We start from the raw sequence: 18,959 nt of genomic DNA, 5'->3' as shown, positions 1-18,959 counted from the left end.
CAACCGCTTTCGCGCGATCACTGGCCGCCCTCAACCCGAGCCCTCGTGACCACCGTCGCGAGGGCGTTTTTGATGCCCTGAAAGGATCCCCCATGCTTTCACTGACCGACCGCGACGCGGTCACCGCCGCCCTCACTGACCCGACCCTGGACGCCGATATCCGCGCCCTCATTGGGCTTCGGGTGTGGCAGGTGGACACCGACCGCCGGCGCCCCCTTAGGGACATCCTGCAGATCGTCGTGGTCCAGCCCGGGGATCCACCCGAGGTCATCCATGACGCCGTCGGCTTTCCGATCTGTTGGGATCAGGCGGAGCAGCCCGGCTGGGAGTGGTTCAACGACCACGGCTCGTGGTTCGAGCTGGCGTACGTCCTGACCGACGACTTCGGAATGTTGGTCTTCGTGCCGGACCATCCCGACACCAACCACACCCTGCGCTTCAACTGTCTCGGCTTCGCAGATCGTCCGCCGACGACCAACTGAGCCACCACCGACAATCCCCATCCGACCCGAGCTCTCCCGGCACCGCCGCGAGGGCTTTTTTCTTGCCCGAAAGGTTACCTGCCTATGCTTACGCTGACCGACCGCGCTTCGGTGTCGCGCGCGCTTTCCGACACCACCCTCGACCTCGACCTCTGCGCCCTGCTCGGCCTTCGCGCTTGGCAGCTCCAGATCGAGGAAGGACGCCTCATCGGAACGGGGTTCCGGCTCATCGTCGTCCAGGGGGGAGATACCCCGGACGTCATCAACACTGCCCTCGGCTTTCCGATCACGGGAGACGGTGCCCAGGACCCCGGCTACGACTGGATCGAGGACCATGGCCTCTGGTTCGAGATTAGCTATGGGGCCGATGGCGAGGCGCTCACCCGCGTCTTCGTCGAGAACGGCCCCGGCACCGAGATGGGAATCCACGCCCTCTGTCTGGCCCACTTCTGGTCGACCGAAGAGGAGAGTCAGGCATGAGGTGGGCCTTCGGCTTTCTCACCCTCTGCATCGTCCTGGCCGTCGTTAGGGCCATGCTGATAGCGATCGCCGTCGCGACGGTGCTGGCTCTGCTCTTCTACTTCGCGACCAAACCGCGCGAGACGCTCCTCTTTATGGGCGTACTCGTCGTCACCGGTCTGGCGACGGCCCGGCCGGCCCTCTTCATCGTCATGCTGGGGATCATCGGCGTGGCCGTGGTGGCGGGCGGCGTGAGGCGAAGGACGTCGCGCAAGCTACAACGAAAACTCATCGACCATTTGTCCTGATTGCCGACCAGATTGGAGGCGGTCCCGCCCGGCCGCTTCCTTTCGGCATCACCGTGATCGAGGTTTCAGGCCTTCGAGGGCTTGGGCACGCTCGGAGGGACCCGGAGGTCTTTGGCCGAGAGCCTTTTTGGCTCTGCCGGACTCACCGCGAGCTTTCGCGCAGCCGCCATGACGTCCACGACACTGTCCGCGACCGATACGAGCGCCTCTCCCTGTTCGGTCAGCTTTGTCGGAACGCTGTCGTGATAGACCAGCACCTTCTGGCTCCACCTTTCGAGGTTCTGGATGTGCTTCGTGACCGCGCTCTGGGTGATCCCCAGCTTCTTGGCGGCCACCGACCGATTTTCCGACCGCGAGACGACAACGAACGTCTCCAGCCAGGACAGGCGCAAGTCTCCGAACTTCAGCTCGGGGTAACTGCGTTTTAGCGGCTTTCGCACGGCTGGCTCGCTCCACACCCACTCTGGGATGACGCTTCGACGGCATTCCATAACGGAATAGAGCGCGGCGGGAAATCCCAAAAGCGCATGTTTCCATAACGGAATACTGACCAGGAAATTGTTGTTTTAAAACGGATTTTTTCGCTCATGATTTGACCATCGGCCTGAGGGACGACACCGAACTCGACGCATTAAACAGGCGGCGGGAAGGCGTCTGAAGACGGGTCGATCCATCAACCTCATGAGGATCAAACCGTGGTTCTTCGACCAAGACCTACCCCGCCCCCGCCCGACCTGCGGGTGCCACCGCCCCCGCCGCCGATGCCTATGAAAGAGGTGAAGGGGGAGGCCCTATCCCTCGCCGCAACGTCCCCCTCTCCCCCTTTGCGGGCACCGATGGCCACCAGCGCGCTCGCTGTTGTGGCCACCCATCCGGCGGCCATCATCAAGGCCAAGCTCATCATCCAGATCACGCCCGGCGAGGAGCACCTCGCTGTGTACGAGGCTGAACGCGTCTTGGCGGAAACAGGGCTGTACTACGTGTCGGGCGGCCAACTGGCCCGACTGGTCCCGATCAAGGGCTCCGTGCAGTGCGAGGTCGTGAACTCGCAGACTCTCTACGTCGTCCTGTCCGAGATGATCGAGTGGCAACGCCCGAACCCGAAGGGCGACTGGGTGACGTGCAACCCTCCCCACCATCTCCTGAACACCCTGATCTACACTCAGGATCGCAAGCACCTTCTGACGCTCACGGGCATCGCGCATCAGCCCTACTTTGACGCCAACGAGCAGCTGGTGACGACGCCGGGGTTCAACACTTCGACCGGCATCTACGCCAGCTTCGGCGTCAATGAGTATGCAATCTCTGCCCCCACGATGGACGAGGCGCGCCAGTGCCTCATGATGCTGAAGGCCGAGCTGGCGGAGTTCGAGTTTGACAAGCCGGAGGATCTGTCTGCGGCCCTGTGCGCGATGCTTACGGCGGTCATTCGTCCAGGCCTTCCGCTAGCGCCGGCCTTCAACATCAACGCCGCCACCTCAGGCAGCGGGAAGAGTTTCTTGGCGGGCATCATCGTGTTGTTCGCCACGCCTTTGCACCCTTACGTCACGAGTTACCCCACCTCAGCGGCTGAGGCCGTCAAGGTGGTTCTGGCTATGCTGCTGGAGAAGCCACCCGTCATCCTCTTTGACGACATGCAGACCGAGTGGAAGCCCTTCGGGGCCATCAACAAGGCGCTGACCAGTCAAACCACCACCGAACGCCTTCTTGGCAAAAGCGGTACCGCTACAGCGCGGACAAATTCGCTGTTCCTCGGGACTGGTAACAACACAGGGCCGATCAAAGACATGCGTCGGCGCGTGGTCACCACCAGGCTTGCGGCCAAGTCCAGCCTGCGGACTTTCCAACACAACCCTCATAAGCAGATATCGAAACACCGTTCTGGCTATGTCGGCTTTGCCCTCACCATCATCCAGGCCTTCCTGCTGCATGGGAGGCGTGACGACACCCTTACATCGATTGGCTCCTATGAAGACTGGTCGAGGTTCTGCCGCGAGCCCCTCATCTGGCTGGGTGAGCCGGACCCGGCCTCAAGCCTGATCAATCAGGTCAGGGACAGCTCCGACAACGAATCCTTGGCGGTGCTCCTGAAGCTGTGGCGCGACATCTACCACGACGAGTCCGTGACGGTTCGCGAACTCCTTTCTGACGCCCGGAGTAAGCCTAGACTCCAGGAAATCATCGATGAGATTCTCGTCGTCGAGCGTGGCGCCAGCCTCCCGCACCTGCTGGGGCAATATCTCAAGCGCCACCGTGGCGTCCGGGTGAACGGCCTCCGGATCGAGGATGGAGAAAGCAGCGAGCGCAAGGCTTGGCGCGTCCTGACGGACGAGGAGTAGTCAACGCCCTCCAGCCCCGCGCCCCTCGGGCCGGTGCAAAGTGGAAAAGAGGTAGCTCCCCCTTTCCCCCTTTGATTTCGGCACGGTGCCCGTCACCCACGCCCCAAAACGCGGCCCCCTGAGGCCGCTCCCGGGTCCCCCATGGCCCGACCATCCCCGCCCCCGACGCGTGGCCCCTGCGGCCCACTCTGGGGCAACGCGGGCCTGACCCGCTCCAGACCACCCCACACCAACCGACCGCCCTTCGGGGCGGCCTGACGGCGCTCGCCCGTCGATCATCAAACACGCAAGGAGACTACCCATGCCCAAGGCTCACCTTACCGCTGCGTTCGTCGCCAACGCCGGCTGCGAAGTCGGCAGGAAGAAGACCGATTGGTACGACAAGACTGTTACCGGCTTCACGCTGGAATGCCGCTGCACTGGCGGAAAGACCTACTACCTTCGCTACCCCGACCCGGCCGGTCGCCAGAAGCAGTTCAAGATCGGCCGCTACGAGGACGTCACCTTCGCCGCCGCCAAGAAGCGGGCGGTGCAGTTGCGGTCCGAAGCCGTGATGGGCGGCGACCCGGGGGCCAAGAAAGCGGAAGCGAAAGCCATCCCGCTGTACCGGGAGCTGTCGGCCATGCACCTCGCGGACGCCAAGCTACATCAGCGGTCCTATTCCACGACTGAGATGTACGTCCGGCGGCACATCATCCCGAAGTGGGGGAAGGTCCGGCTGACCGACATCAACAGCCGGGCCGTCGCCCACTGGCTGGCCGAGAAGCGTGCCGAGGGTCTGGCTCCGGCCACGGTCGAGAAGATCAGGGTGATCTTCGGCCGATCCTTGGAGCTGGGCGCGCGCTGGGGCATCCCGGGCGCTGAGAAGAACCCGACCCGTGGGGTGGCCAGGATGGCCTTCGACAACGCCTGCGAGCGGTTCTTGACGGCGGAGGAGGCCGCCCGGCTCCGGGAGGCGGCAGCGCAGTCTCATAACACGCAGCTGCAGCACATCGTGGGACTGCTGCTCCTCACCGGCGCCCGGGTACGCGAACTCCTGGACGCCCGATGGGAGCATGTGGACGTTGAAAAGCGGACGTGGCTGATCCCGACCAGCAAGACGGGCAAGCCTCGACGGGTGCCGCTCTCGACGGCGGCGCTGGCGATCATTGAAGCCCTTCCTCGCTTCAAGGACTGTCCGTGGCTGGTGCCGAACCCCGACACCCTCAAGCCCTTCGTGTCGATCAAGCACGGATGGCAGCGGGCGATTAGGGTCGCGAAGTTGCCGGGCCTACGAATCCACGACCTGCGGCACAGCAGTGCCAGCTTCATGATTAACAGCGGCGTCGACTTGTTCGCAGTCGGGAAGGTGCTGGGCCACGCCAGCTATCAGTCGACGCAGCGGTACTCGCACCTCGCCAACGACACCCTGCTGGCTGCCGTCGAGGCCGGCGCGGCGAAACAGGCTGCGGCCTAACCCCTACCCCGCCTCGCGCGCTGGCTTCGGCTGGTTCGCGGGGCGGGGGCCCTTTTTTTTCGTTTTGATCCGTCGTGCACGTCAGCGCGCCTAATTGGACATTCCACGAAACGGGCTGCGGAGGCCGCGAATGGGGGCATGTGACCTAGCCCGCGAGCACTCGCCGCTATCTGGAATGCGGTTTAGTTGCCGCCCTGCGGAGTTCGCTGCGCCCTCAGCAGATCGCCGAGCCGCTGCCCGTTCAGTCGACAGGATGCGATAACTCGGTCGTGCGAAACGACCCGGCCGCTACGGCCCCAAGAAGCGGTGCAGCTGACCTGACGACCCCGCGCCAGCCGCGTCAGAATCTCATGGCCTCGCCGGCCGTCCCGCTCCCGAAGTTCGGGGGCGTCAAAATCGGCCAGGCGAACCTCAATCCACTCGTTAGGGTTCGACGTCCGGCCTACGCAGAGGCTGTCGCCGTCTCCGACATATCGAACCGTTCCGGCGAACGTCTCACCATGCCGCGTCGGAAGCCGTCCCTCGCACGGATCGGCGCGGGCCATCGTGGCGGCCGTCGGGGAGAGCAGTGCCGTGGCAAGGATGATCCGGAACATGACTCAAGGCTGACACCCGGTGGTTTCGGATTGGTGTGCAGGCAGTCATGCTTCAGAACTCGATCGGCTTTCTGCAATCGGAAGGAGCGGGCACCGCCGGATCGCGACCTTCTCGGAAAAATGCAGCCTCTATCAGCGAGATCGATGTTATCTAAGCCGTGCGGTTTCTGTTTCCGGTCGCGGCAAGACAAAGAGGCGTCGACATGCGCCAGATGCGCAAAGGAGCAGAAGCAATCCTGCGCCTCGAAACAAGCGATGGTCCTACCGGGCATTGTTGCCCGCTACCGCAGCCAACCCCGAATGTTCCTGCACTCGGTTCGCTGCAATCTCTAAGGCCGGGGACGCGCGCAGGGGACTACGTGGCAACACGGCTGGGGGACCAAGCTCCCACTGGTTCAACGTCCCCCATAGCAACTGCTGTTGCGGCCGGCGGAGAGTTCCGGGTCAATACATATACGGAGGGCAATCAGGAGGGGCCGGAGATCGCGGCACTCGAAGGGGGCGGTTTTGTCATTGTCTGGACTTCCAACGGTCAAGACGGCTCCAGCTACGGTGCCTACGCCCAAGTCTATGACGCCACCGGCTTACCCGCGGGACGCGAATTCCGGGTGAACACTTATACGACCGGCGTTCAAGCAGTTCAGAACGTCATCGCGCTTGAGGGGGGTGGCTTCGTCATCACCTGGTGGAACCCCGATCAAGGCGGCGTTTATGCCGAAGTCTATGATGCCACGGGAACGCCCTTGAGCGCCGAGTTCCAAGTCGTCCCATACACCGCCACCACCAACAACGTTCTCGTGCCCCTAGAGGGCGGCGGCTTCGTTATCGCTTGGACGTCCTTTGACCAGAACGGTTCAAGCCACAACGTTTACGCTCAGATATACGGTGCGGGGGGCGTCGCGGAGGGCGTGCAGTTCCGCGTCAACACTTTCGTAGACTCCTCGCAGGCTTATCCCCAAATGGCGGCCTTAGAGGGCGGCGGCTTCGTCGTTACGTGGACCTCCAGAGATCAAGACGGCCCCGGCTCTGGGACTTTTGCTCAAGTCTATAGCGCCTCGGGCGTGCCAGTGGGTGCCGAGTTCCGGGTCAACACGACCACATACAGTTTTCAAGACAACAATCGGATCACGGCCGTAAAGGGCGGCGGCTTCGTCGTTGTTTGGGAATCATTTGATCAGGACGGTTACGGACTCTATGGCCAAGTCTTTAGCGAGGCGGGGATCCCACTCGGCGGCGAGTTCCAAGTCAACAATGAAACGGTCGGCGACCAACGCAATTCACAGATTGTCGCGCTGACAGACGGCGGCTTCGTCGTCTTCTGGCATTCGATATACCAAGGCGAAGTACAGGCCCGCGCTCAAGTCTATGATGCCTCGGGCGCCCGCGTGGGTGTGGAGTTTCGGGTCCATCCTCAATCGCAGCTAACTGCCTTGATGGACGGCGGCTTTCTCGTCACCTGGGATCCTTGGTATCAGGATGGCTCTGGCGTCCACGATGGTTCCGGCAACGGAGTCATTGCCCAAGTCTATAGCGCTGGGGGAGAAGCACTCGGCGACGAGTTCACAGTTAATACCCATGTGGTTGGTGACCAGTTCCTCCCCCGAATTGCTGCCCTCGATAGTGGCGGCTTCGTCATTGCCTGGACGTCCGATGGCCAGGACGGCTCCGGCTACGGCGTATACGGTCGGCGATTCCAGGCGACGGGGTCACCGACAGACGACTATGCCGGTTCGATCACCACGACCGGAACAGTTAGCGTCGACGGGCCTAAAACAGGCACCATAGAGATTGCCGGGGACACCGATTGGTTTCGGATCACACTCACTGCTGGTCTGACCTACCAGTTCGATCTGGACACGTTCGGGTCTCCTCCCCCGCCGGCTGGACCCGGGGGGCTTGCCGATCCCTTCCTGCGGCTGAGGGACAGTGCAGGGAACCCGATAACCTTTGACGACGACAGCGGCCCAGGCCTCAACGCCCAGTTGACATTTACGGCGACCACCTCCGGCACCTACTACCTCTCGGCCGGATCGGCGACGGCGATCGGAACAGGGACCTACCGGGTCAGCGTCCAACAGAGTACCGCACCGACTGACGATTTCTCAGCCTCGATCTCAACGGTGGGTGCCGTGGGCGAAGATGGATTTCGCACCGGAACCATTGAGACGGCCGGCGACACCGATTGGTTCAGGATCACTTTAACGGAGGGAGTGATCTATCAGTTCGACTTGGAAGGGAGCCCGACCGGTCAGGGTTCTCTGATAGATCCCTTCCTGCGACTGCGCGACGGTTCGGGCAACCCGGTCCCTCAGGCGTTCAGCAATAATGACGGCGAGGGTCAGAACGCACAGATCAATTTTCGGGCACCCGGGTCGGGCGTCTACTACCTGTCGGCGGGTTCGGCGACCTCAGACGGAACTGGAACATATCGGATCAGCGCTACCCCGGTATCCGACCAGCCAATGAGTGGGGACTTTGAGTTGCCGCTTGGCCCCTGGGCGGGAGCCATCGTTTCAGGGGGCAGGATCAGTCATAATTTTGGAGACAACTTGTCTTGGGGCGAGCTTGGCGGCCCGCAGCCGAGCTATCCCCTAACCCACGCTGGAACGGACATCGCGGCACCTTCAGGTTCGCTAGTTTTTGCGTTTGGGGCCGGAGTAGTCGCGGATTCCGGTAATCGAAGCGGATTGGGAAATTACATACTGATACGTCACTCAACCGAAGATTCCGCGAACAATGCGGCAGTAGCGAACGGGCAGACATTCTACACGCTATACGCCCATTTGAGAGACCTCCCTGCTCGGAGAGACGGATCACTTCTTCGGGACGGCGATTCTGTTCTGAGTGGTTCCCAAATTGGAGTAGTCGGCAACACGGGCACGGGGACAGGGCCGCACCTCCATTTCGAAGTCAGGCTCTTCAGTGGGCTTTTTAATCCCTTCAGTGAATGGTGGCGGGTGAGTGATGACACTCCGAACATATACGTTTTCAACGATATAAGTCAGGCGAGCCTGCAGCGTGCCGGCGGGTATCTGAATTCCGACCTTATGTTGGCGCGGTTTCCCACGGGCGTAGGGTTTTCCGCTCAGTCAGGTTCTGCCCTTCTCGTTTTGAGTGACGAGGATGACGGGGAGTACTCCTCTGGCGGCGACAACAGCGTCGCTCAGGTCACAGGTAGCGAAGGCCATGCCAATCTGATCTCCGTCACGAGTGTAGAGGGCGACGTCCGAATTGAAAGAAAGGCCCGGCTGGAAACCGACTTGATCCTTAGCGGTTTCGAATCGATCCGAGTGAGTGGCGGAGACGGGGACGACGCAATTTCGCTGGACGCGTTGGGCGCGAGTGAGCTTGGTGGTTCTGCGGTGAGCGTCTTTGGCCTGGACGGCGACGACGTCATCGACGCTGCTCGACACGATCAGTCAGTAAGCGCTCATGGCGGCGCTGGAGAGGACCACCTCACAGGCGGTACCTTTGACGACCGACTAGACGGGGGAGACGGCAACGACACGCTGATCGGCGGCCTCGGTAACGACTGGATTGACGGCGGCTCAGGCCACGACATCCTGACCGTCTCCGGCGTGGCCTCCAGCTTCCGCCTGCTGATGAACGGCGACGACTTCATCCTCAAGGGACAGGACGGCGGCGACCGTTTGACCGGGGTCGAGAGTATCCGCTTCAGCGACGGGCGGGTGCTGGAACTGAACCGGATGTACGGGCCGGACGTCGATACCCGGGCGTGGGCGGACGGCCGGATTCCGGAGGCGCTGCTGTCGGGCGGAGAAGCGGGTGGGCCTCGGCCACTGGTCCTCCCTCGTGCGGATGACACGAGCTACCAAGGTGCAAAGGGTTCCGATCAGCCGGAGGTTTTGCCAGGGTCCGAAGGACGGACTTCCTTCGCATATGACCGGACAGGTCTGCTGGACCGGTGGCAAAGCCAGATGCGTACTGCAGAAGAACAGGGGCTTATCCCCGAACACTACGGCCACAGGAGCAGCCGGAACAACGGCGACGAGCGAGATGGTCTTTTCACGGCCACCGCCGGAGCCTCCCAGCTAAAGCCGGTCGGTAGCGGATTCCGGGTTAACACCCATACAAACGACGAGCAGGTCGGGCCCAAGATCGGCGTCCTTGAGGGCGGCGGCTTCGTCGTCACCTGGGCGTCCTGGGGCCAGGAAGGTCCAAACTGGGGCGTCTACGCGCAAGTCTATGACGCTGCTGGCGCCCCAGTCGGCAGTGAGTTTCGCGTCAACACAGCTACAACGGGCGAACAAGAGGGCCACCAGGTGTTAACACTCCCTGGGGGCGGTTTTGTTGTCACTTGGGTGTCTTACGAAGAGGGCGCTCACAATGACGGCGTTTATGCCCAAGCCTACGATGCTCTCGGCGGCTTAGTTGGTCCTGAACTACGGCTAAGTCAGTACGGGTCTAGTTATCCACAACTTGCCAAATTTTCGGACGGGCGTTTTGTCTTGACTTGGGTCTCCCCTGGGCCCGATGGCTGGGGCGGAGCGGTGTACGCTCAAGTGTTCGATCAGACCGGCCAACCCGCTGGCAACTTGATCCAAGTGAGCGCCGACTCAAGTCACCCCAAAGGGGAGCAGAAAGTCTCAGTTCTTGACGACGGCGGATTTGTTGTAACTTGGAGTGAGGGGCAAGGAATTTTTGCCCAAGTATTTAACTCCGCGCATCTACCTACTGGTGTCGAGATTCGCGCCAGTGCCGAGACAAATGGCCATCAGTATTCTCCGTCGATTCAAGCTTTGACGGATGGCGGCTTTGTCCTGATATGGCATGCTCAGGATGGCTCAAATGAAGGCCTCTACGCCCAAGTCTATAATGCCTTTGCTCAACCTATCGGTGCGAACTTCCGGGTCAACACTTACACAATCAATCACCAGGTTAGCCCGCAGCTTGCCGCCTTGGACGGGGGCGGTTTTGTTGTCACTTGGGAATCTTTTCAACAAGACGGGTCCGCCTTCGGGATATATGCACAGGTCTACGATGCATTTGGCGCATCCATCCGAGAAGAGTTTCGAGTCAATACGGAAACGGATGGAAATCAGTCGGGCCAGCGAATATTGGTCCTAGAGGACGGCGGCTTCCTAGTTGCTTGGACTTCCGATTCGAGAGTCCACGCCCAACTCTATAGCGCTTCGGGCTTGGCTTTGGGCGGCGAGTTCGTGCTGAGTGACGGGGCTTTGAGCGACATCTCGGCCATGGGGTACGGCGAGATTCTGATCGCTTTAGGAAGAACGGACGGTTCCGGCTCCGGGGTTTATGGACAGCGCTACCGGCTTTCGGACCCGCCCCCAATGGACGTCGAAATGGCGTACCTGTTGGCCGAGTTTTCCGATCTGGCATACGAGGAAGGCGACCTTTGGGAGCGCTCCCCGTTCAACGGAGAGCATTGTCGGCCTTCAATGGCCGGCTGGAGTTTGCCGAGCTACGAGGAATTGAAACTGCCGGCGAGTATGTTCGACGATTCCGGCTACTTTTCAGTCCATCTCGGCCTACACAGACTGCAAGCCTTCGTGGCCTACAATGAACACAACGGTCAGGTGATACTCTCATTCAGGGGATCCGAACCTGAACTTGCGGAAATCGGCGATTGGATCGGATCGGACTTACGGATCTTGCTCGGCGACCTCGACGCGGTAATGGCCCCTTTTGCTCCATTCGTCGCGGCCGTCTTCCAGTTCGCCCGTGATCGCGGTGCCGAACTATTCGTTACCGGTCACAGCCTAGGCGGGGCCGTAGCTGAAGGATTTGCACACGACTATCCTTCTCAATTCGATGGGGGAGTTTTCTTTGGCTCCCCTGGATCGGTCACGCTTACCCAGCAACTTGATCCGCAAAGGTTCTTTCACATCACTCACGAACAGGATGTCGTCGGTGCTTCGGACGGCAATTTCCACGCAGCCGCCAGATTAATCTTGGACGACTACGGTCTCGCAGATGTTGCCCTATCCGGACACCAACTGGACCGATACCTGCGGCATCTCGAACTGATGGCCGATTCGCCGCTCAGCGCCAATCTGCTGTACCAGTGGGAGGGAACAGGATTCCTGCCGCAGTTCGTCGGAGGCCATTTCCAGATCGGGTCCGCGGCCAATCTTCACGGTCTCGACCCCGTCCTGTTCGGAAGCGAATATCGGGATTTCATATCCGGGGCCGGCATAGAGACCGCGATATGGGTGGAAGGGAGTAGTGGCGACGACGTCCTGATCGGCGGCCACGCGGCCGACACGCTGTCCGGTGGCGATGATCAGGACGCACTGGACGGCGGGCAAGGGGATGATCTGCTCATTGGTGGGGAGGGGAGCGACTCTGCCCGCTTCACGGGGCAGCGTGATGAGTACACCATTCAGGACCTCGGCGGGGGGCGGATGCGGGTAACGGACCAAGTCACCGACCGCGACGGCGTAGACACTCTTCAGGACGTCGAAATCCTCTGCTTCGGCGGGTCCATGATCTGCGTTACGCCAACTGGCGACGTCGACTTCAATGTGGACCTGTCGGACTACGTTCCGCACGAGGTTCTCGGGATCCGAGGGGGCCGGGACAGCCTGACCATAGGACTGACGGCAAACAGCACCGTTATGACCCTTAGCGACTTCAACCTTGCAGACTCAGTGGTGGGCTTCCTCGTTCGCGTCCTCAACGGCTCAGGAGCGTCTGACGGCTCCCTGCAGGCTTTGGAAGCGCCGATCGAGATCGGCGTCGCGGATGTTGAAGTGCTTCGCCTGAAGGTTTCTGGAGACGGGGCGCTCGTGGTCGAAGGGGGACTTGCCGGTCCGGTAATCTCACTCGAAATAAGCGGCGGGGCGGGGGCGAACGAAATCAACACGCGAGGGGTCACCGGCGTGAGCTCGGTCTACGCGCAAGGGGGCGACGGCGTCGATGCCCTGACAAGCGGAATGAGCGATGACTTCCTGTTCGGAGGGGCCGGCGACGACCAGCTTGACGGGGGGAGAGGCAATGACTGGATCGACGGAGGCTCCGGCCACGACATCCTGACCGTCTCCGGGAATTATTCCGACTATCGCCTGCTGCAGAACGGCGATGATTTCATCCTCAAGGGGCCGGACGGCGGCGACCATCTGACCGGCATCGAGAACATTCAGTTCGGGGACGGGCGGGTGCTGGAGCTGAACCGGATGTACGGGCCAGACGTCGATGCGCGGGCCTGGACAGACGGGCGGATTCCCGAGGCGCTGCTTTCGGGCGGGGCTTGGGACGGCGAGCGACCGCTGGTGCTGCCCGGCCCCGGCGGGGACGGCTTCCTAACCGACAAGGATGGTGCGGGGCCTGAGGTATTGCCAGAGGCGGACGACGGTGATCGCGGGTTCTCGAAAGATCCTGACACGCCGTTGGTCCTCCCGGGGGCAGACGACGTCTTCATTGTCGGCACCAAGGGTTTTGGCGGACGGGAAGTGCTGCCAGGCGTGGACGACTGGGCGGGCGGGAAGGGATTTGATCAGCCCGAAGTGCTGCCAGGGCCGGATGGATGGACGTTGATCTGGGTGGATCGCGCGGCCCTGTTTGACCGGTGGTCCGGCCAGATGCTGAGGGTAGACGAGCAGGGTCTGGTGGTCGATCACTACACTCGAGGCGACTGGGGATGGGACGGTTGGACCTTCTGACATTGTTCGCCGGTGCTTAGGATTCCAGCCTTGACGGCCATGTCGGCAGGTATGGCGCAGGTCGAATTTTCGTCGGTTCCCACGTTAAGTCGCGTAACATAGGAACCGACCCTACCGGCCCCTCGGGCCAATCTGGGAAGGGGCTGGGTTGCGGCGCCCGACCTCGGTAAAATCTGGCCGAGATCCATTGTCCGCAAGGCTTCCCGTCCGAGGCTGGAGTAGCCTTCGTAATGCGGGGGTCAGGTGTTCGAGTCACCTAAGCGGCACCACTTCTTCGACATCCGATCTGACGCCTGGCCGGGTTTCGGCGGGCCGGTCAGGGTCCGATACTGGACGACACGGTTCGCACGCCGTAGCTATCTGGCTTGTACCGGAGCGTAGAATGTCGAAGCGCCTCAGCGCCCGCCAGGAAGAGTGTCTGAGGCTCACCGCGTTCCTGACGGACAAGGAAATCGCCGCCCGGCTGGGTCTGTCGGAGGCCACGGTCAAGAAACATGTGCACGAGGCCTGCCGCCGGATGGGGGTCAATCGGCGCAAGGCGGCGCTGGCCCAGCTGGAACGAAACGTACCAGGGCCGAAAGACCCCATTGGCGGCGCGGGCGCTTCGGCCGTTGATCCCTCCCTCGACAGGGAGTCCGATCATGGCATTGACGAGTCCGCCGCTTCCCCACTGGACGTGGGAGGATCTGGAGGCCGCGCTGGACGCCTTCAGTCCGCTGGGGGCGAACGATCCGGTCCGCAGCCATCTGATGAGGGGGCTGGCGGACGACGCGGCGGGGGCGAACCCGCGCGAGTTGCTGCGCCAGGTGCTGAGCGCCGGCTGGGTGATGGCGCAGGTGGGAGCGCAGAGCGGGCCGGGGGTCGGCTCGGCTACCGCGCCCCGCCGCGCGGCTGGCGCCTCCGCCTCCTGATCCTGCTGCTCGCCGTGGTTCTGGCGGCGGTCATGATCAAGGCCGTCGCGGACCTGGTGGTCGCCTACACGGGACAGGCCGAAGCGATCGACCAGGCCATCAATCCCGGCCTCTGACCCGGCCGGCGCGTTCGGCGCGGAGACCCGACCATGACCCCGTTCCAGATCGCCACGCTCTGTTTCACCCTTGTCGCGCCCCTCGCCGCATGGGTCGGGGGCGGGCCGCCCGAGCGCTTCGGCGCCCTCGTCACCCTGGCGTGGCTGGCCGCGGGCCTGGCCGGTCCGGCAGGGCTGATGCCGGAGGCGGTGACTGGTTTCGACGTGTCGCATGCGCCCGTCTACGAGACGGCCGTCGAGGCCGCCTTGCTGGTGGCCTTCCTGGTGCTGGCGCTGAAGGGGAACCGCTGGTGGCCGTTCGCGGCCTCGGCGGTGATGGTGCTGGGCGTGCTGGTCTATCTGTCCCTGCCGTTCGTCCCGCCCATGCGCGGCCGGGCGGAAATCTCGGCCCACCTGGGCCTGGCCCTGATGCTCGACCTGGTCCTGCTGGCGGGCGTCGGCGAGCGCTGGCTGGCGGGGGAGACGGCCGCCCGGGGGCTGACCATCTGGAATCCTTTCGGGCGACACGCGCCCGCGCCTTGAACATATAAACATATCTTTATATGTCTGGCGGCCGTTCCCGCGCTCCAGGAGTCCGCCTTGGCCCGTTCGTCCTTTCTGTTCACCTCCGAAAGCGTGTCCGAAGGACATCCCGACAAGGTCGCAGACCAGATTTCAGACGCCATCGTCGACCTGTTCCTGTCCAAGGATCCGGAGGCGCGGGTGGCGTGCGAGACCCTGACCACGACCAATCTGGTGGTCCTGGCGGGCGAGATCCGCGGCCGGGGCATCATGGACACGAAGGGCGAGTGGGCCCCGGGCGTGAAGGACGAGATCGAGGCCACGGTCCGCACGGTCGTGCGCGACATCGGTTACGAGCAGGACGGCTTCCACTGGGAGAAGCTGACCTTCGAGAACCACCTGCACCCGCAGTCGGCCCACATCGCCCAGGGCGTCGACGCCTCCGGCGACAAGGACGAGGGCGCCGGCGACCAGGGCATCATGTTCGGCTACGCCTCGAACGAGACGCCGGAGCTGATGCCGGCGACGCTGCAGTACAGCCACAACATCCTCCGGAAGCTGGCCGAGGCGCGCCATGCCGGCAAGGAGCCGAAGCTGGAGCCGGACGCCAAGAGCCAGGTGACCCTCTATTACGAGAACGGCAAGCCGGTGCGGGCGACCTCGATCGTGCTGTCCACCCAGCATGCGCCGGGGCTGTCGTCGGACGATGTGGCCGCGATCGTGAAGCCGTACATCCGCGAGGTGCTGCCGGACGGCTTCATCACCAACGAGACCGAGTGGCACGTCAATCCGACCGGTTCGTTCGAGATCGGCGGACCTGACGGGGACGCCGGCCTGACCGGGCGCAAGATCATCGTCGACACCTACGGCGGCGCGGCCCCGCACGGCGGCGGCGCCTTCTCGGGCAAGGACCCGACCAAGGTCGACCGCTCGGCCGCCTACGCCGCCCGCTACCTGGCCAAGAACGTCGTCGCCGCCGGCCTGGCTGACCGCTGCACCATCCAGCTGAGCTACGCGATCGGCGTGTCGCACCCGCTGTCTGTGCACGTCGACCTGCACGGCACCGGCCGGATCGATCCGGCGGTGCTGGAGGCCGAGCTGCCGAAGATGATCGGCGGCGCCACGCCGAGGGCCATCCGCGAGCATCTGGGCCTGAACCGGCCGATCTATGCGCGGACCGCGGCCTATGGCCATTTCGGGCGCGCGCCGGAGGCCGACGGAGGGTTCTCGTGGGAGCGGACAGATCTGGTCGGGAAGCTCAAGGCGCTCGCCTGAATCCTTCCAGGATTTAACTTGACGTTGAACGGCGTTCGGCGGTGTGATCGGGTTCCAGACGGAGGCCGGACATGAAGACCCAGATGCTCGTTCTCGCCCTTGCGGCGGTCGCCCTGCCGGCGTGGGGGCAGGATTCGGCCGCCATCGGCCGCATGCAGACCCAAGGTACGTTCGAGCGCTTCAGCAACGACATCCGGATGCAGGGCATGGAGCAGCAGCAGGACGCCTGGCGCGAGAGCCGCAATCCGCGCGTCGTGCGCCGCGCCGAGGAGGCCGCCGCCCTGATCAACAACGGCGACTGCGACGGCGCGCGGGCGCTGGCCACGCGGGCCAACGACCGGCGGCTGCTGGCCGGGATCAACCGGGTGTGCGACGCGGAGGCCGCCGCCGCGCCCGCCACGGCGCCCGCCGCCGCTCCCGCGTCCGCTCCCAACTGATCCGTCGCGGGCGACAGCGGCCGCGCGGGCGGCTATAGGCCCGCGCATGTCCGCCTCCACCCCCCCGATCCGGGGCCCCCTCCGCTCGTTCGGCCGCATCAAGTCGCGCGCCCTGAAGCCGCGGCAGGCCGCCCTGTTCGACACCCTGCTGCCCTCCGTCGCCGTGCCCGATCCGCTGGCGGGGCCGATCGATCCGCAGGCGTTGGCGCCGGGGGCGAGAGAGGTCTGGCTCGAGATCGGCTTCGGCGGCGGCGAGCATCTGGCCGAGCAGGCGAGCCGTCATCCCGAGGCCCTGATGATCGGCTGCGAGCCGTTCCTGAACGGCGTCGGCTCGGCTCTGCGCCATATCGACGAGCGCGGGCTGAAGAATGTCCGGCTGCACGCCGGCGACGCCCGCGACGTGATGGCGGCCCTGCCTGACGGCTGTCTGGACCGGGTGATGATCCTGTTCCCCGATCCCTGGCACAAGGCGCGGCACAACAAGCGGCGGCTGGTGCAGGACGAATTGGCGGTCGAGATCGTGCGCCTGCTCAAGCCCGGCGGGCGGCTGCGCTTCGTCACCGACTGGAAGGACTATGCCGACTGGGCGCTGGAGCGGTTCGAGCGGACGCCGGGGCTTCAATGGACCGCGGACCGGGCCAACGACTGGCGTGTGGCCCCGCCCGACCATGTGGTGACACGCTACGAGGAGAAGAAGCTGGGCGACACCGCGCCGATCTTCCTTGATTTCGTCAGGGGCTGACAAACCGGTTTCGCCGGTCTATATGCGCCCTCACATCGTTAGACCGGCGTCCAACGGCGCCGTTTGAAGCGGCGGCCCCGGAGGCCAGCCGCTTTTGTTTTGTCCGGGATCCAGCCTTGAAGGCCAAGACCGTCGAAGACCGCGCTCTGCTGGAGCTGATCGAACCCGTGGCGGAAAGCCTCGGCCTCGACATCGTGCGCGTGCGGCTGATGGGCGGCACCCTGCGCCGGCGGCTGCAGATCATGGCCGAACGTCCCTCCGATCACGATATCGCGGTTGAGGAATGCGCCCGGCTGAGCCGCGCCGTGTCGGAGGTGCTGGACGCCGCCGATCCGATCAGCGGGGAGTATCTGCTGGAGGTTTCGTCGCCCGGCGTCGACCGTCCGCTGACGCGCCAGAGCGACTTCGACCTGTTCGAAGGCTTCGAGGCGCGGCTAGAGACGGACCGGATGATCGAGGGGCGGAAACGCTTCAAGGGAACCGTCGCCGGAACCGACGGGGAGAATATCGCCATCGATCTGGAGGGGGAGGAGGACACCGCCCTGATCCCCTTCGCCTGGCTGGTCGACGCCAAGCTGGTGCTGACCGACGAACTGATGAAGGCGGGCGCCGAGAAGCGCGCCGCGCGTAACGACAACAACGAACCTGAGACCGAGGACTAAGAGCATGGCTGTCGCCGGCGTTTCCGCGAACCGACTCGAACTGCTGCAGATCGCCGATGCGGTCGCGCGCGAGAAGAACATCGACAAGGAGATCGTCGTCGAGGCGATCGAGGAGGCGATCCAGAAGGGCGCCAAGTCGCGCTACGGCGCCCACCACGACATCCGCGCCAAGATCGACATCAAGTCGGGCGAGCTGGCCCTGACCCGTCACGTCACCATCGTCGAGGACGACTGGCAGCCGGAAGACGAGCTGGAAGAATTCAACGACAGCGCCATGGTGCGCCTGAAGGACGCCCTGAAGCGCGATCCGGAAGCCGTGGTCGGCAAGGAATACGTGGAGAACCTGCCGCCGTTCGAGTTCGGCCGGGTGCAGACCCAGATGGCTCGCCAGGTCGTCATGGGCAAGGTTCGCGACGCCGAGCGCGCCAACCAGTACGAAGAGTTCAAGGACCGCGTCGGCGAGATCGTCAACGGCACCGTCAAGCGCGTCGAATACGGCAACACCGTCGTCGATCTGGGCCGCGGCGAGGGCATCATGCGGCGCAACGACTCGATCCCGCGCGAGGTGTTCAACATCGGCGACCGCATCCGCACCTACATCTACGACGTGCGCCCGGAAGCGAAGGGGCCGCAGGTCATGCTGTCGCGCTCGCATCCCGGTTTCATGGCCAAGCTGTTCGCCCAGGAAGTGCCCGAGGTCTACGACGGCGTGATCGAGATCCGCGCCGCCGCCCGCGACGCCGGCTCGCGCGCCAAGATGGCCGTGCTGTCGAACGACTCCTCGATCGACCCGGTCGGCGCCTGCGTCGGCATGCGCGGCTCGCGCGTGCAGGCGGTGGTCGCCGAGCTGCAGGGCGAGAAGATCGACATCATCCAGTGGAACCCGGACGAGGCGACCTTCATCGTCAACGCCTTGGCCCCGGCCGAAGTCTCCAAGGTCGTGATGGACGAGGAGGACGAGCGCGTCGAGGTGGTGGTGCCGGACGACCAGCTGTCGCTGGCCATCGGCCGCCGCGGCCAGAACGTGCGCCT

At 63.6% G+C, this 18,959-nt stretch carries 15 protein-coding genes and 1 pseudogene; 14 read left to right on the top strand and 2 right to left on the bottom strand.

Going from position 1 to position 18,959, the window contains the following annotated elements; genetic code table 11:
• Nucleotides 1-92: 92 nt before the first annotated feature.
• The 3 genes from VEA98_RS10010 (at nt 93) to VEA98_RS10000 (ending at nt 1,249) form a co-directional block, all read left to right on the top strand.
• On the top strand, nt 93-482 hold the full coding sequence (locus tag VEA98_RS10010; RefSeq protein WP_324813709.1) for a hypothetical protein: 390 nt from the start codon (nt 93-95) through the stop codon (nt 480-482).
• Between the two features lie 84 nt (nt 483-566).
• Nucleotides 567-962: a hypothetical protein gene (locus tag VEA98_RS10005; protein WP_324813706.1), complete on the top strand. Its 396-nt coding sequence runs from the start codon at nt 567-569 to the stop codon at nt 960-962.
• Nucleotides 959-1,249, top strand: a complete 291-nt coding sequence (locus VEA98_RS10000; RefSeq protein WP_324813704.1) for a hypothetical protein — start codon at nt 959-961, stop codon at nt 1,247-1,249. Before VEA98_RS10005 ends, VEA98_RS10000 begins: the two co-directional genes overlap by 4 nt.
• Nucleotides 1,250-1,314: 65 nt before the next feature.
• On the opposite strand, the gene VEA98_RS09995 is transcribed toward VEA98_RS10000, so the two are convergent.
• Nucleotides 1,315-1,689: a LysR family transcriptional regulator gene (locus VEA98_RS09995; protein ID WP_324813702.1), complete on the bottom strand. Its 375-nt coding sequence runs from the start codon at nt 1,687-1,689 to the stop codon at nt 1,315-1,317.
• A gap of 396 nt (nt 1,690-2,085) precedes the next feature.
• On the opposite strand from VEA98_RS09995, the gene VEA98_RS09990 reads away from it, so the two are divergent.
• Nucleotides 2,086-3,588, top strand: coding sequence for a hypothetical protein (locus VEA98_RS09990; RefSeq protein WP_324813700.1), 1,503 nt, complete (start codon nt 2,086-2,088; stop codon nt 3,586-3,588).
• Nucleotides 3,589-3,889: 301 nt separating this feature from the next.
• Complete coding sequence (locus VEA98_RS09985) at nt 3,890-5,044, top strand: tyrosine-type recombinase/integrase (protein ID WP_324813698.1); 1,155 nt, start codon at nt 3,890-3,892, stop codon at nt 5,042-5,044.
• 182 nt (nt 5,045-5,226) lie between these two features.
• Here VEA98_RS09985 and VEA98_RS09980 read toward each other — a convergent pair whose 3' ends face one another.
• Nucleotides 5,227-5,640, bottom strand: a complete 414-nt coding sequence (locus tag VEA98_RS09980; protein ID WP_324813695.1) for a nuclease — start codon at nt 5,638-5,640, stop codon at nt 5,227-5,229.
• Between the two features lie 203 nt (nt 5,641-5,843).
• On the opposite strand from VEA98_RS09980, the gene VEA98_RS09975 reads away from it, so the two are divergent.
• From VEA98_RS09975 to nusA, 9 genes and pseudogenes are all read left to right on the top strand, one after another.
• Entirely contained in the window at nt 5,844-13,283 is a 7,440-nt protein-coding gene (locus VEA98_RS09975; protein WP_324813691.1) for a peptidoglycan DD-metalloendopeptidase family protein, read from the top strand.
• Nucleotides 13,284-13,665: 382 nt separating this feature from the next.
• Nucleotides 13,666-13,815: pseudogene (locus VEA98_RS15250) on the top strand (helix-turn-helix domain-containing protein); the annotation flags it as partial.
• Nucleotides 13,816-13,924: 109 nt separating this feature from the next.
• Nucleotides 13,925-14,194 (top strand): hypothetical protein, encoded by a 270-nt coding sequence (locus VEA98_RS09970; protein ID WP_324813688.1) that lies wholly within the window; start codon nt 13,925-13,927, stop codon nt 14,192-14,194.
• Nucleotides 14,195-14,343: 149 nt separating this feature from the next.
• Nucleotides 14,344-14,832, top strand: a complete 489-nt coding sequence (locus tag VEA98_RS09965) for a hypothetical protein (protein WP_324813686.1) — start codon at nt 14,344-14,346, stop codon at nt 14,830-14,832.
• Between the two features lie 57 nt (nt 14,833-14,889).
• Nucleotides 14,890-16,086 carry a methionine adenosyltransferase gene (gene metK, locus VEA98_RS09960; RefSeq protein WP_324813684.1) on the top strand — a complete coding sequence of 399 codons (1,197 nt, stop codon included), beginning with the start codon at nt 14,890-14,892 and terminating at the stop codon, nt 16,084-16,086.
• 71 nt (nt 16,087-16,157) lie between these two features.
• Nucleotides 16,158-16,523, top strand: coding sequence for a hypothetical protein (locus VEA98_RS09955; protein WP_324813682.1), 366 nt, complete (start codon nt 16,158-16,160; stop codon nt 16,521-16,523).
• 46 nt (nt 16,524-16,569) lie between these two features.
• The gene (gene trmB, locus VEA98_RS09950; RefSeq protein ID WP_324813680.1) at nt 16,570-17,265 is read left to right on the top strand and encodes a tRNA (guanosine(46)-N7)-methyltransferase TrmB; all 696 of its coding nucleotides are present in this window, start codon (nt 16,570-16,572) and stop codon (nt 17,263-17,265) included.
• A 116-nt stretch (nt 17,266-17,381) separates the two neighbouring features.
• Nucleotides 17,382-17,927 carry a ribosome maturation factor RimP gene (gene rimP / locus VEA98_RS09945; RefSeq protein WP_324813678.1) on the top strand — a complete coding sequence of 182 codons (546 nt, stop codon included), beginning with the start codon at nt 17,382-17,384 and terminating at the stop codon, nt 17,925-17,927.
• A gap of 4 nt (nt 17,928-17,931) precedes the next feature.
• Nucleotides 17,932-18,959 (top strand): transcription termination factor NusA (gene nusA / locus VEA98_RS09940; RefSeq protein ID WP_324813676.1); only part of this gene is annotated, 1,028 nt, incomplete at its 3' end.

Source organism: Brevundimonas sp. (assembly GCF_035627055.1).
Lineage (GTDB): Bacteria > Pseudomonadota > Alphaproteobacteria > Caulobacterales > Caulobacteraceae > Brevundimonas.
Note: the sequence above shows the minus strand (reverse complement) of the source record. Positions and strands in the feature narration are given on the sequence as shown.